The organism is Streptomyces marinisediminis (assembly GCF_026262575.1).
GTDB lineage: Bacteria > Actinomycetota > Actinomycetes > Streptomycetales > Streptomycetaceae > Streptomyces > Streptomyces marinisediminis.
In genome coordinates, this window is the sequence record NZ_JAPKFL010000017.1 from 16,400 (window position 1) to 40,646 (window position 24,247).

A 24,247-nucleotide genomic window follows, 5' to 3' on the forward strand; every position below is an offset into this window, starting at 1 on the left:
CCACGGAGGTCCGTCGATGACCAGCTCGATCCCCGCACTCGCCACCCGTCCGGCCGAAGGCTCGGCGCTCCAGGCCGTCCTGCTGGACATGGACGGCACCCTGGTCGACTCCGAGGGCTTCTGGTGGGACGCGGAGGTCGAGGTCTTCGCCGAGCTGGGCCACGAGCTGACCGACGAGCACCGGCAGGTGGTCGTCGGCGGCCCGATGAGCCGCAGCGCGGCCTACCTCATCGGCGTCACGGGCGCGGACATCACCGTCCCCGCGCTCTCGGCGCTGCTCAACGCCAAGTTCACCGAGCGCCTGGAACACGGCGTGGCGCTCATGCCCGGCGCGCGCAGACTCCTGACCGAGCTGGCCGCCCACCAGGTGCCCACGGCCCTGGTCTCGGCCACCCACCGGCACATCATGGACCGGGTGCTGCGCTCGCTGGGGCCGGAGAACTTCACCGTCACGATCGCCGGCGACGAGGTGACGCGGACCAAGCCCGACCCCGAGCCGTACCTGACGGCGGCTCGCAGACTGGGCGCCGAACCCGCCCGGTGCGTGGTGATCGAGGACACCGAGACGGGGGTGACCTCGGCGCAGACCGCCGGCTGCCCGGTGGTCGCCGTGCCGTCGGTGACCACCGTCGAACCCGCCGAGGGGCGCACGTTCGTCACCTCGCTGGAGGAGGTCGACGTCGCCTTCCTGCGCTCCCTGGTCAGCGTCGGCGACCGGGCCTGACCCCGCCCCCCGGTCCGCCGGTACCGCGCCGGGCGGCGGCCGGGAGCGAGAGGCGGGCATCCCGGCGGACGGCGGGTCAGGCGGGGCGGCGGCGCCGCAGCGCGGCGGACGAGGGGCCCCTGACGGGGCGTCGAACATGGCTGAAACCTTTCGCCCGGCAGGCGGGCGCCCCGGGTGATGTTTCTCACCGCGGCCCCGGTCGACACGGCCGTGCGGACGTGCGAGCGCCCCCGCGCGTCGGCGCCGGGGCGGAGTGGTTCGTCCCACTTTCCGCGCACTCGCCGCCTGTGCCCCCGCGTCCGCATAGCGGATGACGCCGGTGCGGGCCTCCGTGCGCGTCCCGGCCGGGTGGTTCCCTGGTCAGGTGCCCTGAGCGCCAACTACTAATCTCTGGCTGCGGCCCCGCCAACCCCCCAGAACCACCCGGGCCGCACGAGGGAGACCACTGATGAACCGCACCACGCCGCGTGACCGAGCGTGCGCGCCCAGTTCGCCGGCCTCGCATTCCCCGACCGCGCACGCCCCCAGCGCCGCGTTCACGCGCCCCTCCGGGCCGCGGGCCGGCACCCGTCGCCACGCGGTGCGCGCCCGCGCGCGCTCCACCGCCCGGGTCGCGCACTGACCATGGCCGACCGCTTCCGCAGCGCACCGGCCCGCGGACGACCCTGCCGCCGGCGCGCCGACACCGACCCGTCGCTCCCCGCGACAGCACCGGGCCAGACCCCGGGCACCCCCTCCCGGCCCACCGGCCGGCACACCGGGTCGCCGCCGCCCGAACCGGGCGCGTCCGCGAGACCGGGCCGACCCCGCATTCGAGACAAGGTGAGAACGTGCGTGTGAGGAATCGGGCCACCTGGGTGGCGCTACCGACCGGCGTGGCCGTCACGGCCGCGCTGCTCAGCGGCTGCGGGGCCGGCGAGGGCGATTCCGCGGGCCGGGGCGAGCCCATCGTGATGGGCATGACCGACGAGGTGCTGGCCACCGACCCGGCCTCGGGGTACGACCCCGGTTCCTGGCTGGTGTTCAACAACGTCTTCCAGTCCCTGCTGAGCTTCCCCAAGGGCGCCACCCAGCCGCAGCCGGAGGCCGCCGAGAAGTGCGGCTTCCAGGACAACACCAGCCGGACGTTCTCCTGCACCCTCAAGGACGGGCTGCAGTTCTCCAACGGCAACGACCTGACGTCGAAGGACGTGAAGTTCTCCTTCGACCGCACGCTGCGCATCGACGACCCGGACGGCCCCGCCGTCATGCTCCAGACCATCGACCGGATCGAGACACCGGACGAGAAGACCGTCGTCTTCCACCTCAACACCCCCGACGCGACCTTCCCGCAGAAGGTCGCCTCCGGCGCGGGCTCCATCGTCGACCACCGCGAGTACCCGGCCGACGAGCTGCGCACCGACCACGAGGCGGTCGGCTCCGGCGTCTACACCCTGGACAGCTTCAGCGAGCAGGAGGCCGTCTTCTCGGTCAACACCGACTACCGCGGTCCGGCGAAGGCGCAGAACTCCGGCATGACGATGAAGTTCTTCGACGACCCGGCCAAGCTCAAGGAGGCGGTGCAGACGCAGGGCGTCGACATCGCCTACCGCCACCTGGCCACCGAGGACCTCGCCGAGCTGGAGGCCAGCACCAGCAGCTCCCAGCAGGACATCCAGGTCGTGCAGGGCACCAGTGCCGAGGTCCACCACCTGGTCTTCAACATGGACCACCCGGTCACCGGTCAGCGCGGCGTCCGCGAGGCCATCGCCTACCTCATCGACCGCTCGACGCTCATCCGCGACGTCTACGAGCGGACGGCCGAGCCGCTGTACTCGATCGTCCCGGCCGGCATCACCGGCCACAACACCGCCTTCTTCGACCGCTACGGCGAGCGTCCGCAGCCGGACAAGGCCGAGGCGGCCCTGCGCGCCGAGGGCATCACCGAGCCGGTGCAGCTCACCCTGTGGTCCACCCCGGTGCGCTACGGCGCCCAGACCGACGCCGAGCTGGCCGCCATCGCCGAACAACTCAACGCCAGCGGGCTGTTCGAGGCCGAGATGCGCAGCGTGGAACTGGAGCAGTACGAGAAGGCCATCGACGCGGGCGAGTACGGCGTCTACGTCAAGGGCTGGGTCCCGGACTACCCGGACGCCGACAACTTCACCGCACCGTTCTTCGGCGAGGGCAACGTCCTGAACAACGGTTACGACGCCGAGCGCATCACCGAGGAGGTGCTGCCGCGCACCGCCGCCGAGGCCAGCCGCGCCGCCACCGTCGAGGACTTCGGCACCATCCAGGACGTCGTCGCCGAGGACCTGCCGATGCTCCCCGTCTGGCAGGGCAAGCAGTACGCCGTCGCCCAGGACAGCATCTCCGGACTGGAGTGGACCCTGGACGCCTCCACGGTCTTCCGCTTCTGGGAGATCGGCAAGACCCCCGAGGACTGACCGCCCGCCGCGGGGCCGCGACGCCCCGCACCGCACGCGGAGGGGGCCGGGCGCGACGCCCGGCCCCCTCCGCGTGCGCGGTGGTGCACCGGCGTGCGCGGTGGCCCCGGGCGGGGCGGCCCGTGCCCGCCTGCCCGGGCGGCGCTTCGGCGCGTGCCGCGCGGGCGCCGTCGCCGCGCGCGGACGGCCCCGGGCGTGCGGTGGCGTCGGGCGCGGGTGGCCGTGCGGCCCCGGGCGTGCGGTGCTCCGCGCCGACGGAGGGTCCGGCGGAGCCCTCCGCCCCGGCCCGTCCGGCGTCGTCCGCGGCCGGTCAGCCGCCGGGCCGCACGAGCCCGGACTCGTAGGCGTAGACCGCCGCCTGCACCCGGTCCCGCAGCCCCAGCTTGGTGAGCACGTGGCCGACGTGCGTCTTGACCGTCGTCTCGCTGACGAACAGCTCCGCGGCGATCTCCGCGTTCGACAGCCCCTTCGCCACCTGCTTGAGCACCTCCACCTCACGCTCGGTGAGCGTGCTCAGCGCCTGCGGCACCGGCTCCTCGCCGGTGGGGAGCTGGCCCGCGTACTTGTCCAGCAGCCGGCGGGTGATGCTGGGGGCGAGCATCGCCTCCCCGTCCGCGACCACCCGGATGGCCTGCACCAGCTCCTGCGCCGGGGCGTCTTTGAGCAGGAAGCCGCTCGCCCCCGCCCGCAGGGCCTCGACCACGTACTCGTCCAGGTCGAACGTCGTCAGCACGAGCACCTTCGCGGGGCCGTCCTTCGCCGGGCCGGTGATCTGCCGGGTGGCCTCGACGCCGTCCATGCGCGGCATCCGGATGTCCATCAGCACCACGTCCGGCTGCAGTGCCCGCACCTGTTCCAGGGCCTGCTGCCCGTCCCCGGCCTCTCCGACGACCGCGACGTCCGGCTCGGCCTCCAGGATCATCCGGAAGCCGGTGCGCAGCAGCGGCTGGTCGTCGACGAGCAGTACGCGGATGGCCACAGGAAGATCCCCCTCGGCGGACGGACGGTCGCCCCCCATTCTTGCCTAACCGCCCTCCGGCGCTGTGCGCGGCGCCGGAGGGACGTCGTCGCCGGCCGCCGTCTCCTCCTCGGCCCCCGCCCCCGCCTCCTCGGGCCCGCGGGCGAGCGGGAGCACGAGCGGGTACGGCGGGGGAGTGCCGCCGAACTCGGGACAGTGCTCCCGGTGGTCGCACCAGTCGCACAGCCGGCTCGGGCGGGGCCGCCAGTCCCCGGACTCCGTGGCGCGCTCGATCGCCTCCCACAGCGCCAGCAGCTTGCGCTCGACGCCCGCGAGGTCCGCCTCGTCCGGGTCGTAGGTCAGCACGTCCCCGCTGCCCAGGTAGACGAGCTGGAGCCGGCGCGGCACCACGCCCCTCAGCCGCCACAGCACCAGCGCGTAGAACTTCATCTGGAACAGCGCCTCACCGGCGAACTGCGCGCGCGGGGCCTTGCCGGTCTTGTAGTCGACGATGCGGATCTCGCCGGTGGGCGCCACGTCCACCCGGTCGATGATGCCGCGCAGCCACAGCCCCGACTCCAGCCGGACCTCGACGAACAGCTCGCGCTCGGCCGGCTCCAGACGGGTCGGGTCCTCCAGGGTGAACCACCGCTCCACCAGCGCCTCGGCCTCGGCCAGCCAGCGCGCCAGCTCCGCGCCGTCCACCGCGCCGCCCGCGCTACCCGCGCCGTCGGCGTCGTCCGTGCCGTCCGTGCCGTCGGTTCTCTCGGGCGCGAAGAGCTGGGCCAGCTCCGGGCGCCGCTCCAGCAGCCGCTCCCACTCCGCGGGCACCAGCGCCCGGGCCCGCGGCGCGCTCCGGTCCGCCGCGGGTGCGTCGAAGAGCCGTTCGAGCACCGCGTGGACCACCGTGCCGCGCGCCGCCGCGGCGTTCGGCTTCTGCGGCAGTTTGTCGATCACACGGAAGCGGTAGAGCAACGGGCACTGCATGAAATCGGCCGCCCGGGACGGCGAGAGTGAACGCGACGGAACGGCTGATCGGCGTGTGGGGGTTCCCATGCCGCACGACCCTACGGCCCGCCACCGACACGCGGACACATACCATCGGAATCACCGGGCACACGGTGCCCAGCGGCAGCAGAGGGGAGCCAGTGGCAGACACGCGGCACGACGGCGGAGACGGCGGCACGCCGCCCCGCGACCCGGGCGGCGGACGCCCGGGCGGGGGACGGCCGGGCGGAAGGCGTCCCCGCGAGCGCGGCGGCGGCATCCTGATGGGCCGCCCCTTCGGCGTGCCGGTGTACGTCGCACCGAGCTGGTTCCTGGTCGCCGCCCTCATCACCTGGGTCTTCGGCGACCAGATCGACCGCGTGCTCCCCGGGCTCGGCGCCGCCCGCTACCTCATCGCCCTGTTCTTCGCGGTGGCCTTCTACGCCTCCGTGCTCGTCCACGAGCTGGCCCACACCGTCGCCGCGCTGCGGTTCCGCCTGCCCGTGCGCCGCATCCAGCTCCAGTTCTTCGGCGGCGTCTCGGAGATCGAGAAGGAGTCCGAGACGCCGGGCCGGGAGTTCGTCCTCGCCTTCGTCGGGCCGCTCCTCTCCCTCGCCCTGGCCGGCGTCTTCTACCTCGGCATGCAGGGCGTGGAGGCGCGCACCATCCCCGGCGTGCTGCTGGCGGGGCTGATGATCTCCAACCTCATCGTGGCCGCCTTCAACCTGCTGCCCGGGCTCCCGCTGGACGGCGGCCGCATGCTGCGCGCGGTCATCTGGAAGCTCAGCGGCGACCCGATGACCGGCACGGTCGCCGCCGCGTGGACCGGCCGGGGGCTGGCCGTCGCCGTCCTGATCGGCCTGCCGCTGGCCACCTACGCCGGGGGCCTGGGCGGTGAGGACGGCCCCACCGGCTCCCTCACCGACGCGCTGCTCGCGGCCATCCTCGCCGCGATCATCTGGACCGGCGCCGGGAACAGCCTGCGCATGGCGCGGCTGCGCGCCCGCCTGCCGGACCTCAGCGCCCGTGCGCTGACCCGCCGGGCGGTGCCCGTCACCGCCGACGTGCCGCTGTCCGAGGCACTGCGCCGGGCCAACGAGGCCGGGGCCCGCGCCCTCGTGCTCGTCGACGGCCAGGGCACGCCGGTGGGCATCGTGCGGGAGGCGGGCATCGTCTCCGTGCCCGAGCACCGCAGGCCCTGGGTCACGGCGGGCACGCTCTCCCAGGACCTCACCGACGACCTGCGGGTGCCCGCCGAGCTCGCGGGGGAGGAGCTGCTCGACCACCTGCGCGCCGTCCCGGCCACCGAGTACCTCGTGGTCGAGGAGACCGGCGAGATCTACGGCGTCCTGTCCACCGGGGACGTCGAGCGGGCGTTCGTCGCCGCCATGGCGAAGTCCTCACCGTCCTCCCCGGCCGCCGCTTAGCCGGGTTCCGCGCCCGCGGGCCGGGGCGGGCGGGACCTCGATTCGGCCCAGCCCGGCGGCTCGACTAGGCTGACGCCCATGTCCGAACCGACCGGTGCCGCCCGCCGTCGCGGGCCCTTCCAGGTCGGGGACCAGGTCCAGCTCACCGACCCCAAGGGACGCCACTACACCATCACGCTCGAAGCGGGCAAGAGCTTCCACACCCACAAGGGAGCCTTCCCCCACGACGAGCTGATCGGTGCTCCCGAGGGCAGTGTCGTCCGAACCACTGGAAACGTCGCCTACCTGGCGCTGCGCCCCCTGCTCCCCGACTACGTCCTGTCCATGCCGCGCGGCGCGGCCGTCGTCTACCCCAAGGACGCCGGCCAGATCCTGGCGATGGCCGACATCTTCCCCGGCGCGCGCGTCGTCGAGGCGGGGGTCGGCTCGGGCTCGCTGAGCACCTTCCTGCTGCGCGCCATCGGCGACGCCGGCCTGCTGCACTCCTACGAGCGCCGCGCCGACTTCGCCGACATCGCCCGGCAGAACGTCGAACGCTACTTCGGCAGCGCCCACCCGGCCTGGCGGCTCACCGTCGGCGACCTCCAGGACCACCTGGACGAGTCCGACGTCGACCGGGTCATCCTCGACATGCTCGCGCCCTGGGAGTGCCTGGACGCCGTCTCCAAGGCCCTCGTCCCCGGCGGACTGCTGTGCGCCTACGTGGCCACCACCACACAGCTCGCCCGGACGGTCGAGGCCATCCGCGAGCACGGCACGTTCAACGAGCCCGCGGCGTGGGAGACCATGGTCCGCAACTGGCACATCGAGGGCCTGGCCGTCCGCCCCGACCACCGCATGATCGGGCACACCGGCTTCCTCCTGAGCGCCCGCCGCCTGGCCGACGGCGTGGAGCCGCCCCTGCGCCGCCGCCGCCCCGCGAAGGGCGCCTACGGCGAGGACTACAAGCCCGCCTAGCGCCGCCGGGCGGAACCTCGCCGGGCCGGGTCGCGACGTGCCGTCGCGCCCGGCCCGCGCGCTTCACCGGCGCCGACGGGTCCGCCGCGCGGGGTGCCCGGGCGCGACGGCCCCGCGCGTTGGCGGCCGGTGTGACGTGTGGCACGATGCACGCACCCTCCGAGCCCGCGCCGCACCAGGAGACGCCCCGCGTGCAGACCCTCCCGCACAGCCGCCCCACGCTCACCCACTGGCTCGCCACCGCCGCGGCGCTCGCCGCGGTCCTGGGCGGCGCCGCCCTGCTCCAGCCCTCCGGCGCGCGGGCCGACGCGGCGGAACCGGCGGCCCGGCCGGGGCCCGACCCGGACGCCGCCGCCTACCCGGTCGACTGCGGCCCGTGGGAGCCGGCGGTCACCGAGCGGGCGGAGGCCGACTTCGACGCCGACGGCACGGCCGAGACGGTCGCCGCCGTGCGGTGCGCCACCGGCACCGGTACGCCGCCCAGCGGCATGTACGTGCTCGCCCACCCCGCCCGCGGCCAGGCGCCACGGGTCGTCGCCACGCTGGTGGAGCCGGCCGACGAGCAGACCGTCACCGACGTGCGCGTGCGCGGGGGAGTGGTGACGGCCACCCTGCTCGGCTACTCCTCCGACGCCGTGCCCCGCTGCTGCCCGGACGAGCGGCGCGACGCGCGCTGGCGGTGGCAGGGCGACACCTTCGCCCTGGGCCCGACCGCCCTGGCCCCCGCCACGGTCTGACTCCGGGAGGCCCGGCGCGCGGCCGGGGGCACCGGGCCGCAGTCGCCACCGGGCCGGAACCGGGCCGTGCCGGGCGCGCGCCGCGCGGGTCGCGCGGTGGGCGGCGCGGGTCGCGCCCCGTGCGCCCGGACCGCGCCGGACTTCAGCCGGCGTCCGGGCCGTGGACCTCCACGCCGTCGGCCACGCGGCGCACGTGGATGCACTCGCCGGGGCACGCCCTGGCGGAGTCCGCCACGTCGCGCAGCAGCGGCAGCGGCACCGGCGCGGTGGCGCCCGCCGCGGTGCGCAGCTCGTCGTCCTCGCCCTTCACGTACGCCAGGCCGTCGATGTCCAGCTCGAACACCTCGGGCGCGTACTGGGCGCAGATGCCGTCCCCGGTGCACAGGTCCTGGTCGATCCAGACCTCCAGCTCGCCGGTGTGTACGTCACTCTGCACGGTCATACTCGCCTGCCCATTCCTGCGTACGTGAACCTCACGGGCGCCAGCCCTCACGGCCGTTGACCAGTGAGACGATACCGCCGGTGACGGGACGATGTTTGACGGGTGGGTATCCCCTTGGCGTGAGGGAGCGCGCAAGGGTGAAGATCAGACACACCCTGACCGTGTTTGTGATCTAGGGGTTTCAACCCCCACGGGCACAGGTAGGGTCAGGAAGCGTCCAGCTCCCCCCAGAGGAGGTGAGGACCGTGGCAGCCCACGACGACGACATCAACCGCGGCTCCCGGCCGGTTCGGGGATCGGAAGACCCTGCCGACCAGGTGGCCTATCTGGAGCAGGAGATCGCCGTCCTGCGCCGCAAGCTCGCCGACTCTCCGCGGCACACTCGGATTCTCGAGGAGCGGATCGTCGAGCTCCAGACCAACCTGGCCGGCGTCTCGGCGCAGAACGAGCGGCTGGCCGGCACGCTGCGCGAGGCGCGCGACCAGATCGTGGCGCTCAAGGAGGAGGTCGACCGGCTGGCCCAGCCGCCCGCCGGCTTCGGCGTCTTCCTACAGGCCAACGAGGACGGCACGGCCGACATCTTCACCGGCGGCCGCAAGCTGCGGGTGAACGTGAGCCCCAGCGTCGAGCTCGGTGACCTGCGGCGCGGCCAGGAGGTCATGCTCAACGAGGCGCTCAACGTGGTCGACGCCATGGAGTTCGAGCGTGCGGGAGACATCGTCACCCTCAAGGAGGTCCTTGAGGACGGCGAGCGCGCCCTGGTGGTGGGGCACACCGACGAGGAGCGGGTGGTGCGGCTGGCCGAGCCGCTCATGCGAGCCACGCTGCGCGCCGGTGACGCCCTGCTGCTGGAGTCCCGATCCGGCTACGTCTACGAGGTCGTGCCCAAGAGCGAGGTCGAGGAGCTGGTACTCGAAGAGGTGCCGGACATCGACTACGCCAAGATCGGCGGTCTGGGCGGCCAGATCGAGCTGATCCGGGACGCGGTCGAACTGCCCTACCTCTATCCCGACCTGTTCAAAGAGCACGAGCTGCGCCCGCCCAAGGGCGTCCTGCTCTACGGCCCGCCCGGCTGCGGCAAGACGCTCATCGCCAAGGCGGTCGCCAACTCGCTGGCCAAGAAGGTCGCCGAGGTCACCGGCAAGCCCGCCGGCAAGAGCTTCTTCCTCAACATCAAGGGCCCCGAGCTGCTCAACAAGTACGTCGGCGAGACCGAGCGGCACATCCGCCTGGTCTTCCAGCGGGCCCGGGAGAAGGCGGGCGAGGGCACGCCCGTCATCGTCTTCTTCGACGAGATGGACTCGCTCTTCCGCACCCGTGGCTCCGGGGTCAGCTCGGACGTGGAGAACACCATCGTCCCGCAGCTCCTGTCCGAGATCGACGGCGTGGAGGGCCTGGAGAACGTCATCGTCATCGGCGCCTCCAACCGCGAGGACATGATCGACCCGGCGATTCTGCGCCCGGGCCGCCTGGACGTGAAGATCAAGATCGAGCGTCCGGACGCCGAGGCGGCCAAGGACATCTTCTCCAAGTACCTCACCTCCTCCCTGCCGATCCACACCGAGGACCTGGCCGAGCACGGCCAAGACGCCAAGGCGGCCGTCGCCGGCATGATCCAGTCGGTCGTGGAGCAGATGTACGCGGAGTCCGAGGAGAACCGCTTCCTGGAGGTCACCTACGCCAACGGTGACAAGGAGGTCCTCTACTTCAAGGACTTCAACTCCGGGGCCATGATCCAGAACATCGTGGACCGGGCGAAGAAGATGGCGATCAAGGCCTTCCTCGACCACGACCAGAAGGGTCTGCGCGTCTCCCACCTGCTCGCCGCGTGCGTGGACGAGTTCAAGGAGAACGAGGACCTGCCCAACACCACAAACCCGGACGACTGGGCCCGCATCTCCGGCAAGAAGGGGGAGCGGATCGTGTTCATCCGCACCCTCGTCACCGGAAAGCAGGGCGCGGACACCGGGCGCTCCATCGACACGGTGGCGAACACCGGTCAGTACCTGTAGTGAGGACACCGTCCGGCTGCGGCAGCCCCGCGGGGGTGCCGCAGCCGGATCGTTTCCGACGGACGCGACCGCGGTCCGCCTGTCGTCTCGGACTCCCGCCCGCACCGGCGTCCCCCTAGGCTCGGGGCTACTGGCGCCCCGCGCGGTGCGGCGGGTACCGCAGACGGGCGGATGCGCGGGACGTGAGCGCCGGCCGGGCGACGGCCGGCGTCGGCAAGGAGGGCCGCATGACCGTACGGCGCGTGATGGGCATCGAGACGGAGTACGGGATCTCCGTCCCCGGGCACCCCAACGCCAATGCCATGCTCACCTCGTCCCAGGTCGTCAACGCCTACGCGGCGGCGATGCACCGGGCGCGCCGCGCCCGCTGGGACTTCGAGGAGGAGAACCCGCTGCGGGACGCGCGCGGCTTCGACCTCGCCCGGGAGGCCGCCGACGCCAGCCAGCTCACGGACGAGGACATCGGCCTGGCGAACGTCATCCTCACCAACGGCGCCCGCCTGTACGTCGACCACGCCCACCCCGAGTACAGCGCGCCGGAGGTCACCAACCCGCGGGACGCGGTGCTCTGGGACAAGGCGGGTGAGCGGATCATGGCCGAGGCGGCCGAGCGCGCCGCCGAGGTGCCCGGCGCCCAGCCCATCCACCTGTACAAGAACAACACCGACAACAAGGGCGCCTCCTACGGCACGCACGAGAACTACCTGATGACGCGGGAGACCCCGTTCGCGGACATCGTGCGGCACCTGACGCCGTTCTTCGTCTCCCGCCAGGTGATCACCGGCGCCGGCCGCGTCGGGCTGGGTCAGGACGGCGGTGAGCACGGCTTCCAGCTCAGCCAGCGCGCCGACTACTTCGAGGTCGAGGTCGGGCTGGAGACGACGCTCAAGCGCCCCATCATCAACACCCGGGACGAGCCGCACTCCGACGCCGAGAAGTACCGCAGGCTCCACGTGATCATCGGCGACGCGAACCTCTCGGAGATCTCCACCTACCTCAAGCTCGGCACCACCTCGCTGGTGCTGTCCATGATCGAGGACGGCTTCATCGCCGTCGACCTCGCCGTCGACCAGCCCGTGCGCACGCTGCACCAGGTCAGCCACGACCCGGGCCTGCGCCGGCTCGTCACGCTGCGCAACGGTCGGACGCTCACCGCGGTACAGCTCCAGATGGAGTACTACGAGCTGGCCCGCAAGTACGTCGAGGAGCGCTACGGTGCGGACGCCGACGAGCAGACCACCGACGTCCTCACCCGGTGGGAGGACGTGCTCACCCGGCTGGAGCGGGACCCGATGAGCCTGGCCGGGGAGCTGGACTGGGTGGCCAAGCGGGAGCTCCTGGAGGGCTACCGGCGGCGGGACGACCTGGACTGGGACGCCGCGCGCCTGCACCTGGTCGACCTCCAGTACGCCGACGTGCGGCCCGACAAGGGCCTCTACAACCGGCTGGCGGCCCGCGGCAAGATGACGCGCCTGCTGGACGAGGCGGACGTGCGGCGGGCCAGGCACCAGCCTCCGGAGGACACCCGCGCCTACTTCCGCGGCCGCTGCCTGGAGCAGTACGCCGACCACGTGGCCGCGGCCTCCTGGGACTCGGTGATCTTCGACCTGCCCGGCCGGGACTCCCTCCAGCGCGTCCCCACGCTGGAGCCCCTGCGGGGCACCCGGCAGCACGTGCAGGACCTGCTGGACCGCTGCCGCACGGCCGAGGAGCTGGTCCGGGCGCTGTCGGCGAAGTGAGCGGGGGCGCGCGGGCCGGGCGAAGCCGCCGAACGAGCACTGGTAAACACGCCGGATTCGGGGGAATCATCGGGGTGGCTCCCGGGCGTTAGAGCAACTGAAGGGCCGATGTCAGTCCCTGCGAGTAGGGTCTGATCTTGAGCGTCGAATCGGAGCGGGGTGAGGTGCATGGCTACCAAGGACACCGGCGGCGGACAGCAGAAGGCCACGCGGGCGACGGAGGAGACCGAGGAGCAGGCGTCGGAGGCGCAGGCTTCGGAGGACCTCAAGGAGCGCCAGGAGGCGCTCTCGGACGACGTCGACGCGGTTTTGGACGAGATCGACGACGTGCTGGAGGAGAACGCCGAGGACTTCGTGAAGTCCTTCGTGCAGAAGGGCGGGGAGTGAGGGCGCGACCCCGCGTGCCGCGCCGGGCGTCACCGGCGCGGCACGCCCCGGCCGCCCGGCGTCCCTGACCCGGCGCCGAGCGGCGGAGGACCGGCCGGCTGCCGGTGGTGCCCACGTGGCGCACCACCGGCAGCGGTGCTCCGCGCGCCCGCCCGGTCGGCTCCCCGGGCGCCCCCCCCGTGGCCCGGGCGCGCGCCGGGCGCGAGGCCGGCGGGCCCGAGCAGGTGGATCACGATCATCTGGCGGGTAAGGTCCGGTGCGTAGTGTGCTTCAGCTGCACCGCAGGGTTGGGGCTGTTTCAAGGACCGGCCGGACGCCGAGGGGCGGGCGGCCGCATACCTGGAAGGAAACGCGTGGAAGCCAACACTCGTGACACCGGGCGTCTGCCGGCCGCCTTCCTGACGCCGGGCTCGTCCTCGTTCATGGACTTCCTGTCCACGCACGCGCCGGACCAGCTACCGGGCAACCGCCCGCTGCCGCCGGTCAAGGGCGCCCTGGAGGCGCCGCACGGCACGACGATCGTCGCGGCGACGTACCCCGGCGGCGTGGTGCTCGCGGGCGACCGCCGGGCGACGATGGGCAACATGATCGCGCAGCGCGACATCGAGAAGGTCTTCCCCGCCGACGAGTTCTCGGCGGTCGGGATCGCCGGTACCGCGGGGCTGGCGGTGGAGATGGTCAAGCTCTTCCAACTGGAGCTGGAGCACTTCGAGAAGGTCGAGGGCGCCCAGCTCTCCCTGGAGGGCAAGGCCAACCGGCTCTCCACGATGATCCGCAGCAACCTGGGCATGGCCATGCAGGGCCTCGCCGTCGTGCCGCTGTTCGCCGGGTACGACCCGGACCGCGACAAGGGCCGGATCTTCTCCTACGACATCACCGGCGGCCGCTCCGAGGAGCCGGGCTTCGCGGCCGTCGGCTCCGGTTCGGTCTTCGCCCGCGGTTCGCTGAAGAAGCTGTACCGCGCGGATCTCAGCGAGGAGCAGGCCGCCACCGTCGCGGTGCAGGCCCTGTACGACGCCGCCGACGACGACTCCGCGACCGGCGGCCCCGACCTGGTCCGGCGGATCTACCCGGTGGTCGCCGTGATCAACGACGAGGGGTACCGGCGGCTGCCGGAGGCGGAGGTCTCCGGCGTCGCCCAGACGATCCACGAGGGCCGTCTGCAGCACCCCGACGGGCCGCAGGCCCCGGTCGTCTGAAGCCAGGGCCCACGCCCCAGGAAGGAAGAGGAACGCCGGTGTCCACGCCGTTCTATGTCTCGCCCCAGCAGGCCATGGCCGACCGCGCCGAGTACGCCCGCAAGGGCATCGCGCGCGGCCGCAGCGTGGTGGTGCTGCAGTACGCCGACGGCATCGTGTTCGTCGCGGAGAACCCCTCGCGCGCGCTGCACAAAGTCAGCGAGATCTACGACCGCATCGCCTTCGCCGCGGTCGGCAAGTACAACGAGTTCGAGAACCTGCGCATCGGCGGCGTCCGCTACGCCGACCTGCGCGGCTACACCTACCACCGGGAGGACGTCACCGCCCGGGGCCTGGCCAACGTCTACGCCCAGACGCTGGGCACGATCTTCTCCAGCGCGGGCGACAAGCCCTACGAGGTGGAGCTGATCGTCGCCGAGGTGGGCGCGGCCGGTGCCGACGACCAGATCTACCGCCTGCCGCACGACGGGTCGATCGTCGACGAGCACGGCTCGGTGGCCGTCGGCGGCAACTCCGACCAGATCGGCAGCTACCTCGACGAGCGTCAGCGCGACGACATGACGCTCGGCGAAGCGCTGCGGCTGGCGGTGGAGGCGCTCGGCCGCGACACCGGAGGCGGGGAGCGCACGCTCACCGCCGACCAGCTTGAGGTCGCCGTGCTGGACCGCACGCGGCCGCAGCAGCGCAAGTTCAAGCGGGTCCTCGGCACGCAGTTGACGCGGTTGCTGGAGGAGTCCCCGGCGGCCCGGCCCGCCGCCGAGCCCGGCCCTGAGCCGGACGCCTCGGGCGACTCGCCCGACTCCGGCTCCGACCCGCGGCCCTGACCCGGCCGCGCTCCGGCCCCGGCGCACGGTGCCCCGGCAGGCGTCAGCGGACGCCGCCGGGGCGCCGCCGTGTCCGGCCGCGGTGCGGGGCCGCGCGCTCGGTGGCGCCCGGGCGGCGCCCGCCGGGCGTCAGGAGCGCCCGGCGGCCCCGCCGCTGCGGGGCGCGGCCCCCGGCGCCGCCGTTCCGCCGGTGCGCGGCGCGGGGCCGCTGGACGCGCGCGGCAGCAGGCGCACCGGGAGCGGGCGCGTGTCGGCGGGGTGCGCGTCGAGGACGGCCAGCAGGGCGCGCATGCCGGCCGCGCCGAAGTCCTCGGCGGGCAGGCGGACGGTGGTCAGCTCCGGCTCCACCGCCGTGGCCAGGGAGAGGTCGTCGCACCCGGTGACGGAGACGTCCTCGGGGACGCGCAGGCCCAGCCGCCGGGCCGCCTTGCAGGCCCCGGCCGCCAGCAGGTCGTCGTCGCAGACCACCGCCGTGGGCCGGGGTTCGCCCCCCAGGAGGCGCTCGGCGGTACGCAGGCCGCCGGTCACGCTGAGCTCCGCCGCGGGGACCCGGGTCAGCCGCACCCCCGGCGCGGAGGCGAGCGTCGCGTCCAGCGCCCGGGCGCGCAGGGCGAACGTCCAGCTCTCCACGCCCGCCGTGAGGTGCGCCAGGTGCCGGTGGCCCAGGCCGAGCAGGTGGGCGGCGACCTGCCGCATCCCGTCGGCGAGGTCCAGGTTGACCGTCGCGGCGGCCGGAGTGTCCTCGGGGCTGCTGTCGAGCATGACCAGCGGCAGGCCGCCGTCGTGCAGGGCCGCCAGGGCGTGCGGGGCCATCGAGGAGGCGATGACGCCGTCCAGCGTGGCGCGTGCCGACTCGAACGGGTCGCGCGCCGGGCCGAGCCCCTCGGGCGAGGGGTAGAGCACCACGCCCACGTCGCGCTCGGCGGCGGCACGCGCCGCCCCGGTGTAGACGCGGGCGAAGAACTCGTTGGTGAGCGCGGGCACCACCAGCAGCACGGTCCTGCGGCGGCCCAGCCGCAGGTCCCGGGCGGCCACGTTGGGCCGGTAGCCCAGCTCGCGGGCGGCCGCGCGCACCGTCTCGGCGGTGCCCGGGGCGACCCGCCCGTGCCACTTCCCGCGCAGGACCAGGGAGACCGTCGCCTGGGAGACCCCGGCGGCGCGTGCGACGTCGCGGCTGGTGGGCCGGGGCTGGGCGTGGGGCACGGCGGTGTGCTCTCCCGTCGGGATGGACGCGCGGACAGCGGACATGGTACGTATGCTGCCGAAGGTTATACGTAAAACTGATGCCTGACTGATGAACCTGAAGGAGCCGCCGCATGGCGACGGGTTACACCGAGCTGCTGCGCGCCAAGCACGCCGTGCGGCTCCTGACCGGCACGCTGGTGGGGCGCCTGCCCAACGCCACCGCGCACATCGCCATCGTGCTCTTCGCCCGCTCCGAGGGGGCGAGCTACACGCTGGCGGGCGTGCTGGCGACCGTCTACGGGCTCGCAACGGCCGTCGGCCAGCCCTTGCTCGGCCGCGCCGTCGACCTCTTCGGGCAGCCGCGCGTCATGCTGCCCGCCGCCCTGGCCTCCGCGCTGGGCATGGCGGCCTTCGCCGTGGTCGGCATCGATCCGCTGCCCCTGGCCGCCGCGGCCGTCCTGGTGGCCGGGCTGGCCACGCCCCCGCTGGAGGGCGGCCTGCGCGCCCTGTGGCCGAGCGTGCTGGGGCGGCAGGAGCGGGTGCACACCGCCTACGCGCTGGACTCGGTGGCCCAGGAGGTCATGTTCACCGTCGGCCCGCTGCTGGTGACGGCCTCCGTGGCGGTGTGGTCGGAGGCGGGCGCGCTGCTGGCGATCAACGCCGTCGGGGTGCTGGGCGCGCTGTCGGTGGTGGTCTCCGCGCCGTCGCGGTCCTGGCGCAGCGCGCCGCGCGAGGCGCACTGGCTGGGGGCCCTGCGCTCGCCGGGCCTGCTCTCGCTCCTCGGCAGCTTCCTGTGCGTCGGCGTCGCGCTCGGATCGATCACCGTGGCCGCGGTGGCCTACTCCGACGACGGCAACGGCGGCGACCTGGTGTACGCGCTGATCATGTCGGGGATCGGGTTCGGTGCCCTGGTCGGCGGCCTGGCCTACGGGGCCCGCCCCTGGCCGGGGGCGCCCGAACCCCGGCTGCGCCGCATCGTGGCGCTGCTGGCCGTGGGCTACCTGCCGCTGGCGCTCGTGCCGGGCCCGGTCACCATGACCGTGCTGGCCTGCTTCGCCGGACTCTTCCTGGCGCCCGCGCTGACCTGCGCCTTCGTCGTCGTGGACCGGCACGCCCCGCGCGGCACGGTCACCGAGGCGTTCTCCTGGCTGGTGACGGTCTTCGGCGTCGGCGCGGCCCTGGGCACCGCCGTGGTCGGCCCGGCGATCGAGTGGCGCGGCCCGGCCGGCGGTTTCCTCGTCCCCGGTGCCGCCGGATGCGCCGCGCTGCTGGTCCTGCTGGCCACACGGCGCGCGATGGGCGAGCCCCGGGCCCGGGCCGCCGAGCCGGTCGCCGCGGCGCCGGACGGGGAAAATGATCGAAACGGTGCGGGTGAAGCCGGTTTCAGAACCGGGCATCAGGCGTAATGTTCATGCATGGATCGCCGAATCTTCGGGCTGGAGAACGAGTACGGCGTCACATGCACGTTCCGGGGGCAGCGGCGCCTGTCCCCTGACGAAGTGGCGCGGTACCTCTTCCGCCGTGTCGTGTCCTGGGGCCGCAGCAGCAACGTCTTCCTCCGCAACGGGGCCCGGCTCTACCTCGACGTGGGCTCGCACCCGGAGTACGCCACTCCCGAATGCGACAACGTGGTGGAGTTGATCACCCACGACAAGTCCGGCGAGCGCATCCTCGAGGGGCTGCTCGTGGACGCCGAGCGCCGGCTGCACGAGGAGGGCATCGCCGGCGACGTCTACCTGTTCAAGAACAACACCGACTCGGCGGGGAACTCCTACGGCTGCCACGAGAACTACCTGGTGGCCCGGCACGGCGAGTTCTCCCGCCTCGCGGACGTCCTGATCCCCTTCCTCGTCACCCGCCAGCTCATCTGCGGCGCGGGCAAGGTCCTGCAGACCCCGCGCGGCGCGGTCTACTGCGTCAGCCAGCGCGCCGAGCACATCTGGGAGGGCGTCAGCTCCGCGACGACGCGCTCGCGGCCCATCATCAACACCCGCGACGAGCCGCACGCCGACGCCGAGCGCTACCGGCGCCTGCACGTCATCGTCGGCGACTCCAACATGTCCGAGACGACGATGCTGCTCAAGGTCGGCGCCACCGACCTGGTGCTGCGCATGATCGAGGCCGGCACGGTGATGCGCGACCTCACCCTGGAGAACCCGATCCGGGCCATCCGCGAGGTGAGCCACGACGTCACCGGGCAGCGCAAGGTGCGCCTGGCCAGCGGGCGCGAGGCCTCCGCGCTGGAGGTGCAGCAGGAGTACTTCGACAAGGCGTCCGACTTCTGCGACCGGCGCGGCATCCGCACCGGGGTGGTGGCACAGGTCCTGGAGCTGTGGGGCCGCACCCTGGAGGCCGTGCGCGAGCAGGAGCTGGACCGCGTCAACACCGAGATCGACTGGGTGATGAAGTACCAGCTCCTGGACCGCTACCGGGCCAAGCACGACATCACCATGTCCCACCCGCGGATCGCCCAGATAGACCTCGCCTACCACGACATCCACCGCAGGCGCGGCCTGTACTACCTGCTGGAGCGCAACGGGCGCGCCCAGCGGGTCTGCGACGACCTGCGCATCTTCGAGGGCAAGACGGTGCCCCCGCAGACCACCCGGGCGCGGCTGCGCGGCGACTTCATCCGGCGGGCCCAGGAGCAGCGCCGCGACTTCACGGTGGACTGGGTGCACCTCAAGCTCAACGACCAGGCGCAGCGCACGGTGCTGTGCAAGGACCCGTTCCGCTCGGTGGACGAGCGGGTGGAGAAGCTCATCGCGGGGATGTGAGGCGGCCGGGGGAAGGGCGCCACCGCCCGCGGAAACAGGGCTCGCACGGCCTTCCGTGCGGGCCCTGTTCTGCACGTAGAGTGGCGCGCACCGCCTTCCGGTGACCCAAGCACCCCCCAACCGAACGAGGACCGCCGTGCGCCGACGCTCCGTACTCCTAGCCCTCCCTGCCGGTCTGCTCACCCTCGCCGCCTGTGGCAACGGCGACGGGGGCGGTGACGACGGCGGCGCCACCGTGAGCTCCTCCCCGTCCGGGAGCCCGCAGCCCACGTCCGGCATCCCGATCACGGACGGGCCGCTGCCGGAGATCACCGACGGCCGGGAGTTCGGCCGGAAGCCCACCGTCGCCAAGGGCGAGGGCGACCCCTCCACCGAGGTCGCCGTCCAGGTGGTGGTGGCCGGCGCCGGGGCGAAGGTCGCCCAGGGCGACATGCTCCAGGTCGGCTACCTGGGCCAGTTCTGGGACACCGCGGAGGTCTTCGACAACTCCTTCGACCGCGGCCGGCCGGCCGTCTTCCCCATCGGCACCGGCCAGCTCATCCCGGCCTGGGACGAGGTCATGGTGGGCCAGCAGGTCGGCAGCCGGGTGCTGATGTCCGTCCCGCCCGAGTACGGCTACGGCGAGGAGGGCGACGGGCGCGGCGTCATCGAGGGCGACGACACGCTGGTCTTCGTCATGGACGTGCACGGCACCTTCAACAGCGGCAGCTCCGCGCAGGGCGAGAAGGTGCCCCAGGAGGACGCCGGCCTGCCCACCGTCGGCACGAACACCGACGGCAAGGCGCCCGCCATCGAGGTGCCCGACGCCGAGCCGCCCAAGGAGCTGGCGTCCGCCTACGTCATCGAGGGCGACGGGCCCGAGGTGCAGGAGTCCGACGCCGTCCTCGTGCAGTACAAGGGCGTGCTGTGGGACAACGGCGAGGAGTTCGACTCCACCTACGCCCGCGACCAGATCACCCAGTTCCGGCTGGACCAGGTCGTCCAGGGCTGGTCGCAGGGGCTGACCGGGAAGAAGGCGGGCAGCCGGGTGATGATCGTGATCCCACCCGAGCTGGGATACGGTGAGGAGGGCTCGCCCGGCATTCCGGGGGGCGCCACGCTCGTGTTCAGCGTGGACATCCTCGCCCTCCCCGCCGTCTGACGGCGGCCGCGGCCGCCGCGGTCCCCGAGCAGCCCGCTAGTGGCAGAAGGAGCAGTTTTTCGTGAACATCGACAAGCCCGAGGTCGACTTCCCCGAGGGCCCGGCCCCGACCGACCTCGACATCGTCGACATCTGGGAGGGGGACGGGCCGGTCGCCAAGGCCGGGGACACCGTCTCCGTGCACTACGTCGGCGTGGCCTTCAGCACCGGTGAGGAGTTCGACGCCTCCTGGAACCGCGGCAAGCCGCTGCAGTTCCAGCTCGGCGCCGGGCAGGTCATCCCCGGCTGGGACCAGGGCGTCCAGGGCATGAAGGTCGGCGGCCGCCGCCGGCTGACCATCCCCGCCCACCTCGCCTACGGCGACCACGGCGCCGGGGGCGGCCGCATCGCCCCGGGCGAGACGCTGATCTTCGTCTGCGACCTCGTCTCCGTCTGACGGGTCCCCTCGCGCTCCGCGCCGCGCGGCACCGGGCCCCGCGTCCCCCAAGGGCGCGGGGCCCGGGCGCGTTTGGACCACCGTGCGGCCGAGCGGTACCGTCGTGCCCCGGGAGTGGGGAAAGAGAAGAGGGCGTCGATGGCCATTGCGAAGGCCGAGCGGCTGATGAACCTGGCGCTGTGCCTGCTGGGCACCCGGCGGCCGCTGACCAAGCGCGAGCTGCGTTCCTCCATCGAGGCCTACCTGGAAGCCGCGAGCGACGACGCCTTCAACCGCATGTTCGAGCGGGACAAGGACGACCTGCGGGAACTGGGCCTGATCATCGACATCGGCGAGAACGTCGACGGCGAGGCCGCCTACCAGGCCCGCCGCGACCACAACCAGCTCCCGCCCATCACCTTCGACCCGGCCGAGGCCGCCGCCCTGGGCCTGGCCGCCCGGGTGTGGCAGCAGGCCAGGCTCGCGGGCGCCGCCAGCGGGGCCCTGCAGAAGCTGCGCGCCGCCGGGATGCCGGAGGCCGAGGCGGACCGCGGGGCCTCCGGCGCGCTGGAGCCCCGCATCCCCACCCAGGAGGCGGCCTTCGAACCGCTCATGCTGGCCTGCCGGGACCGCCGCCCGGTCGTCTTCCCCTACCGCAAGTCCGACTCGCCGCAGCCCGTCAGGCGGCACGTCGAGCCGTGGGCGCTGGAGTGCTGGCGCGGCCACTGGTACCTGGCCGGGTGGGACCGCGACCGGCAGGGCGAACGCGTCTTCCGGCTCTCGCGCATCGCCGGGGCCGTGCGCTCCCGCGCCGGCGCCTACACCGTGCCCGTGCCCGACCAGGTGCGGGTGCGCGAGGCCGTCGAGCGCCGGGCCGGGGAGCACGCGACGGCCACGGCCCGCATCCGGCTGCGCAAGGGCTGCGGCTACCCGCTGCGGGCCCGCGCCGCCGAGGTGGTGGACGCCGGGGAGTGGGAGGAGCTGCTGATCCCCTACGGGCACGGGCTGGACGCCTGGCTCGCGGAGTTCGGCCCCGACGTCGTCGTACTGGAACCCGCCGAGCTGCGGGCCGAGACGGTCGAGCGGCTGCGCGCCGTCGCCAAGGGCTGAAGGGGAGGAGGCCGGACGTGGCGACCAACGCCATCGACCAGACCCGGCGCATGCTGTCGCTGGTGACCTACCTGCGCGAGCGCCCCGGCGCACGCGTGGACGAGGTGGCCCGCGCCTTCGGGATCAGCCAGGACGAGCTGATCTCCGACCTGCAGGTGCTGCCGATGTGCGGCACCAGCTTCCGCGGCGGCGACCTGCTGGACATCGACACCGACGGCGAGCACATCTGGTGGCACAACGCGGACGCCGTGGACTCCGGCGGCCAGCCGCTGCGCCTGGCCGCCGACGAGGCCACCGCGCTGCTCGTGGCCGCGCGGGCCGTCGCCACGCTGCCCGGGCTGCGCGTCAGCGACCGGGAGGCGCTGCTGCGCGCCGGGGCCAAGCTGGAGGAGGCGGCCGGGGAGAACGCCCGCGCCAGCTCCCGGCTGTCGGTGACCTTCGAGTCCGAGGGCGGCGTCTTCGCCGACGTCGACCGGGCCATGGCCGAGCGGCGCAGGCTGTGGCTGCGCTACTACTCGCCCGGCCGGGACGAGCTGACCGAGCGCGAGGTCGACCCCATCCGCCTGTTCGTGCTGGGCCACACCTATCTGGAGGCCTGGTGCCGGCTCTCGGAGGCCCGCCGCACCTTCCGGCTGGACCGGGTGGCGGAGATCCGGCTGCTCGACGAGGCGGCCGACCCGCCCCCGGTGACGCCGCGCGACCTGTCGGCCGGGCTGGTGCAGCCGGCGGCCGAGGACCCCGAGGTGGTGGTGGAGGTCGGTCCGGGCGGCCGGTGGGTGGCCGAGTACTGGCCGCACGACAGCGCCGAGGAGCTGCCCGACGGCGGCCTGCGCATCACCCTGCGCACGCCGGACCCGGCCTCGCTGCGCCGCCTGGCGCTGCGGCTGGGGGCCGACGGCCGGATCACGGCCCCGCCCGAGCTGGCCGAGAGCGCCCGCGAGGCGGCCCGCGCCGCGCTGGCGGCGTACGGAGAGTGAGCCACGGGCGCGCGCTGGCGTGCGCGCCCGTCCGCGGCGGGGCGGAGCGGGTGGACTACGCTCGCCCCATGCTCTGGCCGATGTTCTTCCTCGCCCTCGCCTTCTGCGGCACCGCCGTCCTCGGGGTGCTCGGCGTCCGCGTCGCGCTCCAGGTGCGCCGGTTCTCCCGGGCCGTGGGGGACAGCGCGGAGCGGATCGCGCGGGCCACCGAGGACCTGGAGCGGGCCGCCCTGCCGCTGGCGGGCCGTAGCCGCGCGCTCACCCGCCGCTGACCCGGCCGCCCGTCGCGCAGAACGCCGCCACCGCCCTGCCGCCCGGGGATTGCCGCCGGTTCACCCCCGAGCGTTACCATGACGTACCGTGCGGAAGTCGGCGACGGTTCGGCGGTCGCATCAGGACCACAATCGCCTCGGTGAGAAGGTAGGCACTTATGCCTGGTCAGATCGGCGTCTGGCAGCTCGTCATCATCATCGCGCTCGTGCTGCTGATCTTCGGCGCCAAGCGGCTCCCCGACACCGCCCGCGCGCTGGGCAAGTCGATGCGCATCCTCAAGAGCGAGGCCTCGCAGATGAAGAAGGAGGGCGGCTCCTCCGACTCCGGGCGGGCCGAGTCCGCCGACACCTCCGAGACCCACACCCCGCGCACCATCCAGGCGGCACCGGGGGACGTCGCCAGCTCCCGCCCCGTCGACGAGCCCCGGCACACCGCGCAGGGCTGACGGCACCGGCTCACCCAGTCACCTGTACGGCGGCCGCGCTCCGGGCGGGCCGCCGCCCCATGAGATGAGGACGTGGGTTGCTCAAGTCCGCCCGCACAGCCAACAAGGCCCCGAAGGACCCCGAGGGCCGGATGCCCCTGGTGGAGCATCTGCGCGAACTGCGCAACCGCTTGGTCAAGGCGCTTTTGGCCATCGTGCCGCTGATGGTCGTCGCCCTGTTCTTCGCCAAGGACATCGGCGAGTTCATCACCGCGCCGCTGCCGCTGTGTGAGACCGAGGAGGAGGCCGCGGCGCTCGGGCACAAGTGCCCCGAGCTCACCCAGGTCGGCCTCACGTCCCCGTTCACCACCTACGTCAAGGTGGCCCTCCTCACCGCGCTGGTGGGCGCCGCGCCGGTGTGGCTGTACCAGGTGTGGGCCTTCCTCGCGCCCGGGCTGCACCGGCACGAGAAGAAGTACGCGGTCTGGACGGTGGTGTTCGGCACCCCGCTCTTCCTCGCCGGCGCCTTCCTCGCGCGCTGGCTGCTGCCCCAGGCGATCCCGATCCTGCTGAGCTTCAGCATGGACAGCGCCCAGCCCCTCGTCAGCGTCGACGACATGATCGACATCTCGGTGAAGCTGGTGCTGGCCTTCGGACTGGCCTTCCAGCTCCCGCTGGTGCTCGTGCTGCTCAACGTGAGCGGGGTCCTCAGCGGCGCCCGGATGATCGGTTGGTGGCGCGGCATGGTACTGGGCATCACCGTGTTCTCCGCCCTGGTCACACCGACGGACCCGCTGTCGATGCTCGTGCTCGCGGTCCCGATCGTCACGCTGTACTTCGGCGCGGTGGGCTTCGCCTTGCTCAACGACCGCCGCAGGGCCGCCCGCGACCCGGACGCCCACCTGGCCGACGACGAGGCGTCCGAGCTGGACCTGACCCCGGAGCCGGTCAACGCCGCGCCGCGGGTCCCCGAGCAGCCCGACGGCGCCCGCCGCGACGGCATGGACGACGCCACGTAGGACGACGCCCCGCAGAACGACGCCTCGCGGGGCGGTGACGGGCCGCGCGCCGCTCGCCCGGCTGCCCCCGGTGGGCCGTCCGCCCGCGGCGGCACGGTGCCGTG

At 73.4% G+C, this 24,247-nt stretch carries 23 protein-coding genes; 19 read left to right on the forward strand and 4 right to left on the reverse strand.

All coding sequences use genetic code 11. The annotated features are described in order from the left end of the window. Window positions 1-16: 16 nt before the first annotated feature. Entirely contained in the window at window positions 17-724 is a 708-nt protein-coding gene (locus OSB71_RS15425) for an HAD family hydrolase (protein WP_265948602.1), read from the forward strand. An 836-nt stretch (window positions 725-1,560) separates the two neighbouring features. Beyond that, the gene (locus OSB71_RS15430) at window positions 1,561-3,153 is read left to right on the forward strand and encodes an ABC transporter substrate-binding protein (RefSeq protein WP_265948722.1); all 1,593 of its coding nucleotides are present in this window, start codon (window positions 1,561-1,563) and stop codon (window positions 3,151-3,153) included. A gap of 310 nt (window positions 3,154-3,463) precedes the next feature. On the opposite strand, the gene OSB71_RS15435 is transcribed toward OSB71_RS15430, so the two are convergent. Continuing rightward, window positions 3,464-4,132: a response regulator gene (locus OSB71_RS15435; protein WP_265948603.1), complete on the reverse strand. Its 669-nt coding sequence runs from the start codon at window positions 4,130-4,132 to the stop codon at window positions 3,464-3,466. A gap of 45 nt (window positions 4,133-4,177) precedes the next feature. Further along, window positions 4,178-5,167: a RecB family exonuclease gene (locus OSB71_RS15440; RefSeq protein ID WP_265948605.1), complete on the reverse strand. Its 990-nt coding sequence runs from the start codon at window positions 5,165-5,167 to the stop codon at window positions 4,178-4,180. Window positions 5,168-5,259: 92 nt separating this feature from the next. On the opposite strand from OSB71_RS15440, the gene OSB71_RS15445 reads away from it, so the two are divergent. The 3 genes from OSB71_RS15445 to OSB71_RS15455 all read left to right on the forward strand — a co-directional run bounded on the left by OSB71_RS15445 (window position 5,260) and on the right by OSB71_RS15455 (window position 8,219). Continuing rightward, window positions 5,260-6,525 carry a site-2 protease family protein gene (locus OSB71_RS15445; RefSeq protein WP_265948607.1) on the forward strand — a complete coding sequence of 422 codons (1,266 nt, stop codon included), beginning with the start codon at window positions 5,260-5,262 and terminating at the stop codon, window positions 6,523-6,525. 78 nt (window positions 6,526-6,603) lie between these two features. Next, on the forward strand, window positions 6,604-7,482 hold the full coding sequence (locus OSB71_RS15450; protein ID WP_265948608.1) for a tRNA (adenine-N1)-methyltransferase: 879 nt from the start codon (window positions 6,604-6,606) through the stop codon (window positions 7,480-7,482). A 146-nt stretch (window positions 7,483-7,628) separates the two neighbouring features. Next, window positions 7,629-8,219 carry a hypothetical protein gene (locus OSB71_RS15455; protein WP_265948609.1) on the forward strand — a complete coding sequence of 197 codons (591 nt, stop codon included), beginning with the start codon at window positions 7,629-7,631 and terminating at the stop codon, window positions 8,217-8,219. Between the two features lie 142 nt (window positions 8,220-8,361). Here OSB71_RS15455 and OSB71_RS15460 read toward each other — a convergent pair whose 3' ends face one another. Next, window positions 8,362-8,661, reverse strand: a complete 300-nt coding sequence (locus tag OSB71_RS15460; protein WP_265948611.1) for a ferredoxin — start codon at window positions 8,659-8,661, stop codon at window positions 8,362-8,364. A 245-nt stretch (window positions 8,662-8,906) separates the two neighbouring features. Here OSB71_RS15460 and arc point away from each other — a divergent pair, with 245 nt between their 5' ends. From arc to prcA, 5 genes are all read left to right on the forward strand, one after another. Continuing rightward, window positions 8,907-10,673 carry a proteasome ATPase gene (gene arc, locus OSB71_RS15465; protein ID WP_265948612.1) on the forward strand — a complete coding sequence of 589 codons (1,767 nt, stop codon included), beginning with the start codon at window positions 8,907-8,909 and terminating at the stop codon, window positions 10,671-10,673. Window positions 10,674-10,900: 227 nt separating this feature from the next. Then, window positions 10,901-12,412: a depupylase/deamidase Dop gene (gene dop, locus OSB71_RS15470; RefSeq protein WP_265948613.1), complete on the forward strand. Its 1,512-nt coding sequence runs from the start codon at window positions 10,901-10,903 to the stop codon at window positions 12,410-12,412. Between the two features lie 168 nt (window positions 12,413-12,580). After that, a complete protein-coding gene (locus tag OSB71_RS15475) occupies window positions 12,581-12,799 on the forward strand; it encodes a ubiquitin-like protein Pup (RefSeq protein WP_265948615.1) in 219 nt (72 codons plus the stop codon). Window positions 12,800-13,152: 353 nt separating this feature from the next. Next, window positions 13,153-13,998, forward strand: a complete 846-nt coding sequence (gene prcB, locus OSB71_RS15485) for a proteasome subunit beta (RefSeq protein ID WP_265948617.1) — start codon at window positions 13,153-13,155, stop codon at window positions 13,996-13,998. Between the two features lie 38 nt (window positions 13,999-14,036). Further along, window positions 14,037-14,822 carry a proteasome subunit alpha gene (gene prcA / locus OSB71_RS15490; protein WP_265948618.1) on the forward strand — a complete coding sequence of 262 codons (786 nt, stop codon included), beginning with the start codon at window positions 14,037-14,039 and terminating at the stop codon, window positions 14,820-14,822. 129 nt (window positions 14,823-14,951) lie between these two features. Here the strand turns inward: prcA and OSB71_RS15495 are convergent, their stop codons facing one another. Next, the gene (locus OSB71_RS15495) at window positions 14,952-16,070 is read right to left on the reverse strand and encodes a LacI family DNA-binding transcriptional regulator (RefSeq protein WP_265948620.1); all 1,119 of its coding nucleotides are present in this window, start codon (window positions 16,068-16,070) and stop codon (window positions 14,952-14,954) included. Between the two features lie 68 nt (window positions 16,071-16,138). Between OSB71_RS15495 and OSB71_RS15500 the strand changes: the two genes are divergently transcribed. The 9 genes from OSB71_RS15500 (at window position 16,139) to tatC (ending at window position 24,143) form a co-directional block, all read left to right on the forward strand. After that, a complete protein-coding gene (locus OSB71_RS15500; protein WP_265948621.1) occupies window positions 16,139-17,413 on the forward strand; it encodes an MFS transporter in 1,275 nt (424 codons plus the stop codon). A 9-nt stretch (window positions 17,414-17,422) separates the two neighbouring features. After that, complete coding sequence (gene pafA / locus OSB71_RS15505) at window positions 17,423-18,784, forward strand: Pup--protein ligase (RefSeq protein ID WP_265948622.1); 1,362 nt, start codon at window positions 17,423-17,425, stop codon at window positions 18,782-18,784. 136 nt (window positions 18,785-18,920) lie between these two features. Beyond that, window positions 18,921-19,925 carry an FKBP-type peptidyl-prolyl cis-trans isomerase gene (locus OSB71_RS15510; RefSeq protein WP_265948624.1) on the forward strand — a complete coding sequence of 335 codons (1,005 nt, stop codon included), beginning with the start codon at window positions 18,921-18,923 and terminating at the stop codon, window positions 19,923-19,925. Window positions 19,926-19,986: 61 nt separating this feature from the next. Beyond that, window positions 19,987-20,361, forward strand: coding sequence for an FKBP-type peptidyl-prolyl cis-trans isomerase (locus OSB71_RS15515; RefSeq protein ID WP_265948625.1), 375 nt, complete (start codon window positions 19,987-19,989; stop codon window positions 20,359-20,361). A 138-nt stretch (window positions 20,362-20,499) separates the two neighbouring features. Then, on the forward strand, window positions 20,500-21,450 hold the full coding sequence (locus OSB71_RS15520; protein WP_265948626.1) for a helix-turn-helix transcriptional regulator: 951 nt from the start codon (window positions 20,500-20,502) through the stop codon (window positions 21,448-21,450). Window positions 21,451-21,467: 17 nt separating this feature from the next. Next, window positions 21,468-22,427 carry a helix-turn-helix transcriptional regulator gene (locus OSB71_RS15525; RefSeq protein ID WP_265948628.1) on the forward strand — a complete coding sequence of 320 codons (960 nt, stop codon included), beginning with the start codon at window positions 21,468-21,470 and terminating at the stop codon, window positions 22,425-22,427. Between the two features lie 68 nt (window positions 22,428-22,495). Then, the gene (locus OSB71_RS15530; RefSeq protein ID WP_265948629.1) at window positions 22,496-22,699 is read left to right on the forward strand and encodes a hypothetical protein; all 204 of its coding nucleotides are present in this window, start codon (window positions 22,496-22,498) and stop codon (window positions 22,697-22,699) included. Window positions 22,700-22,857: 158 nt separating this feature from the next. Continuing rightward, on the forward strand, window positions 22,858-23,145 hold the full coding sequence (gene tatA, locus OSB71_RS15535) for a Sec-independent protein translocase subunit TatA (RefSeq protein ID WP_265948631.1): 288 nt from the start codon (window positions 22,858-22,860) through the stop codon (window positions 23,143-23,145). A gap of 77 nt (window positions 23,146-23,222) precedes the next feature. Further along, complete coding sequence (gene tatC / locus OSB71_RS15540) at window positions 23,223-24,143, forward strand: twin-arginine translocase subunit TatC (protein WP_265948632.1); 921 nt, start codon at window positions 23,223-23,225, stop codon at window positions 24,141-24,143. Window positions 24,144-24,247: the final 104 nt, after the last annotated feature.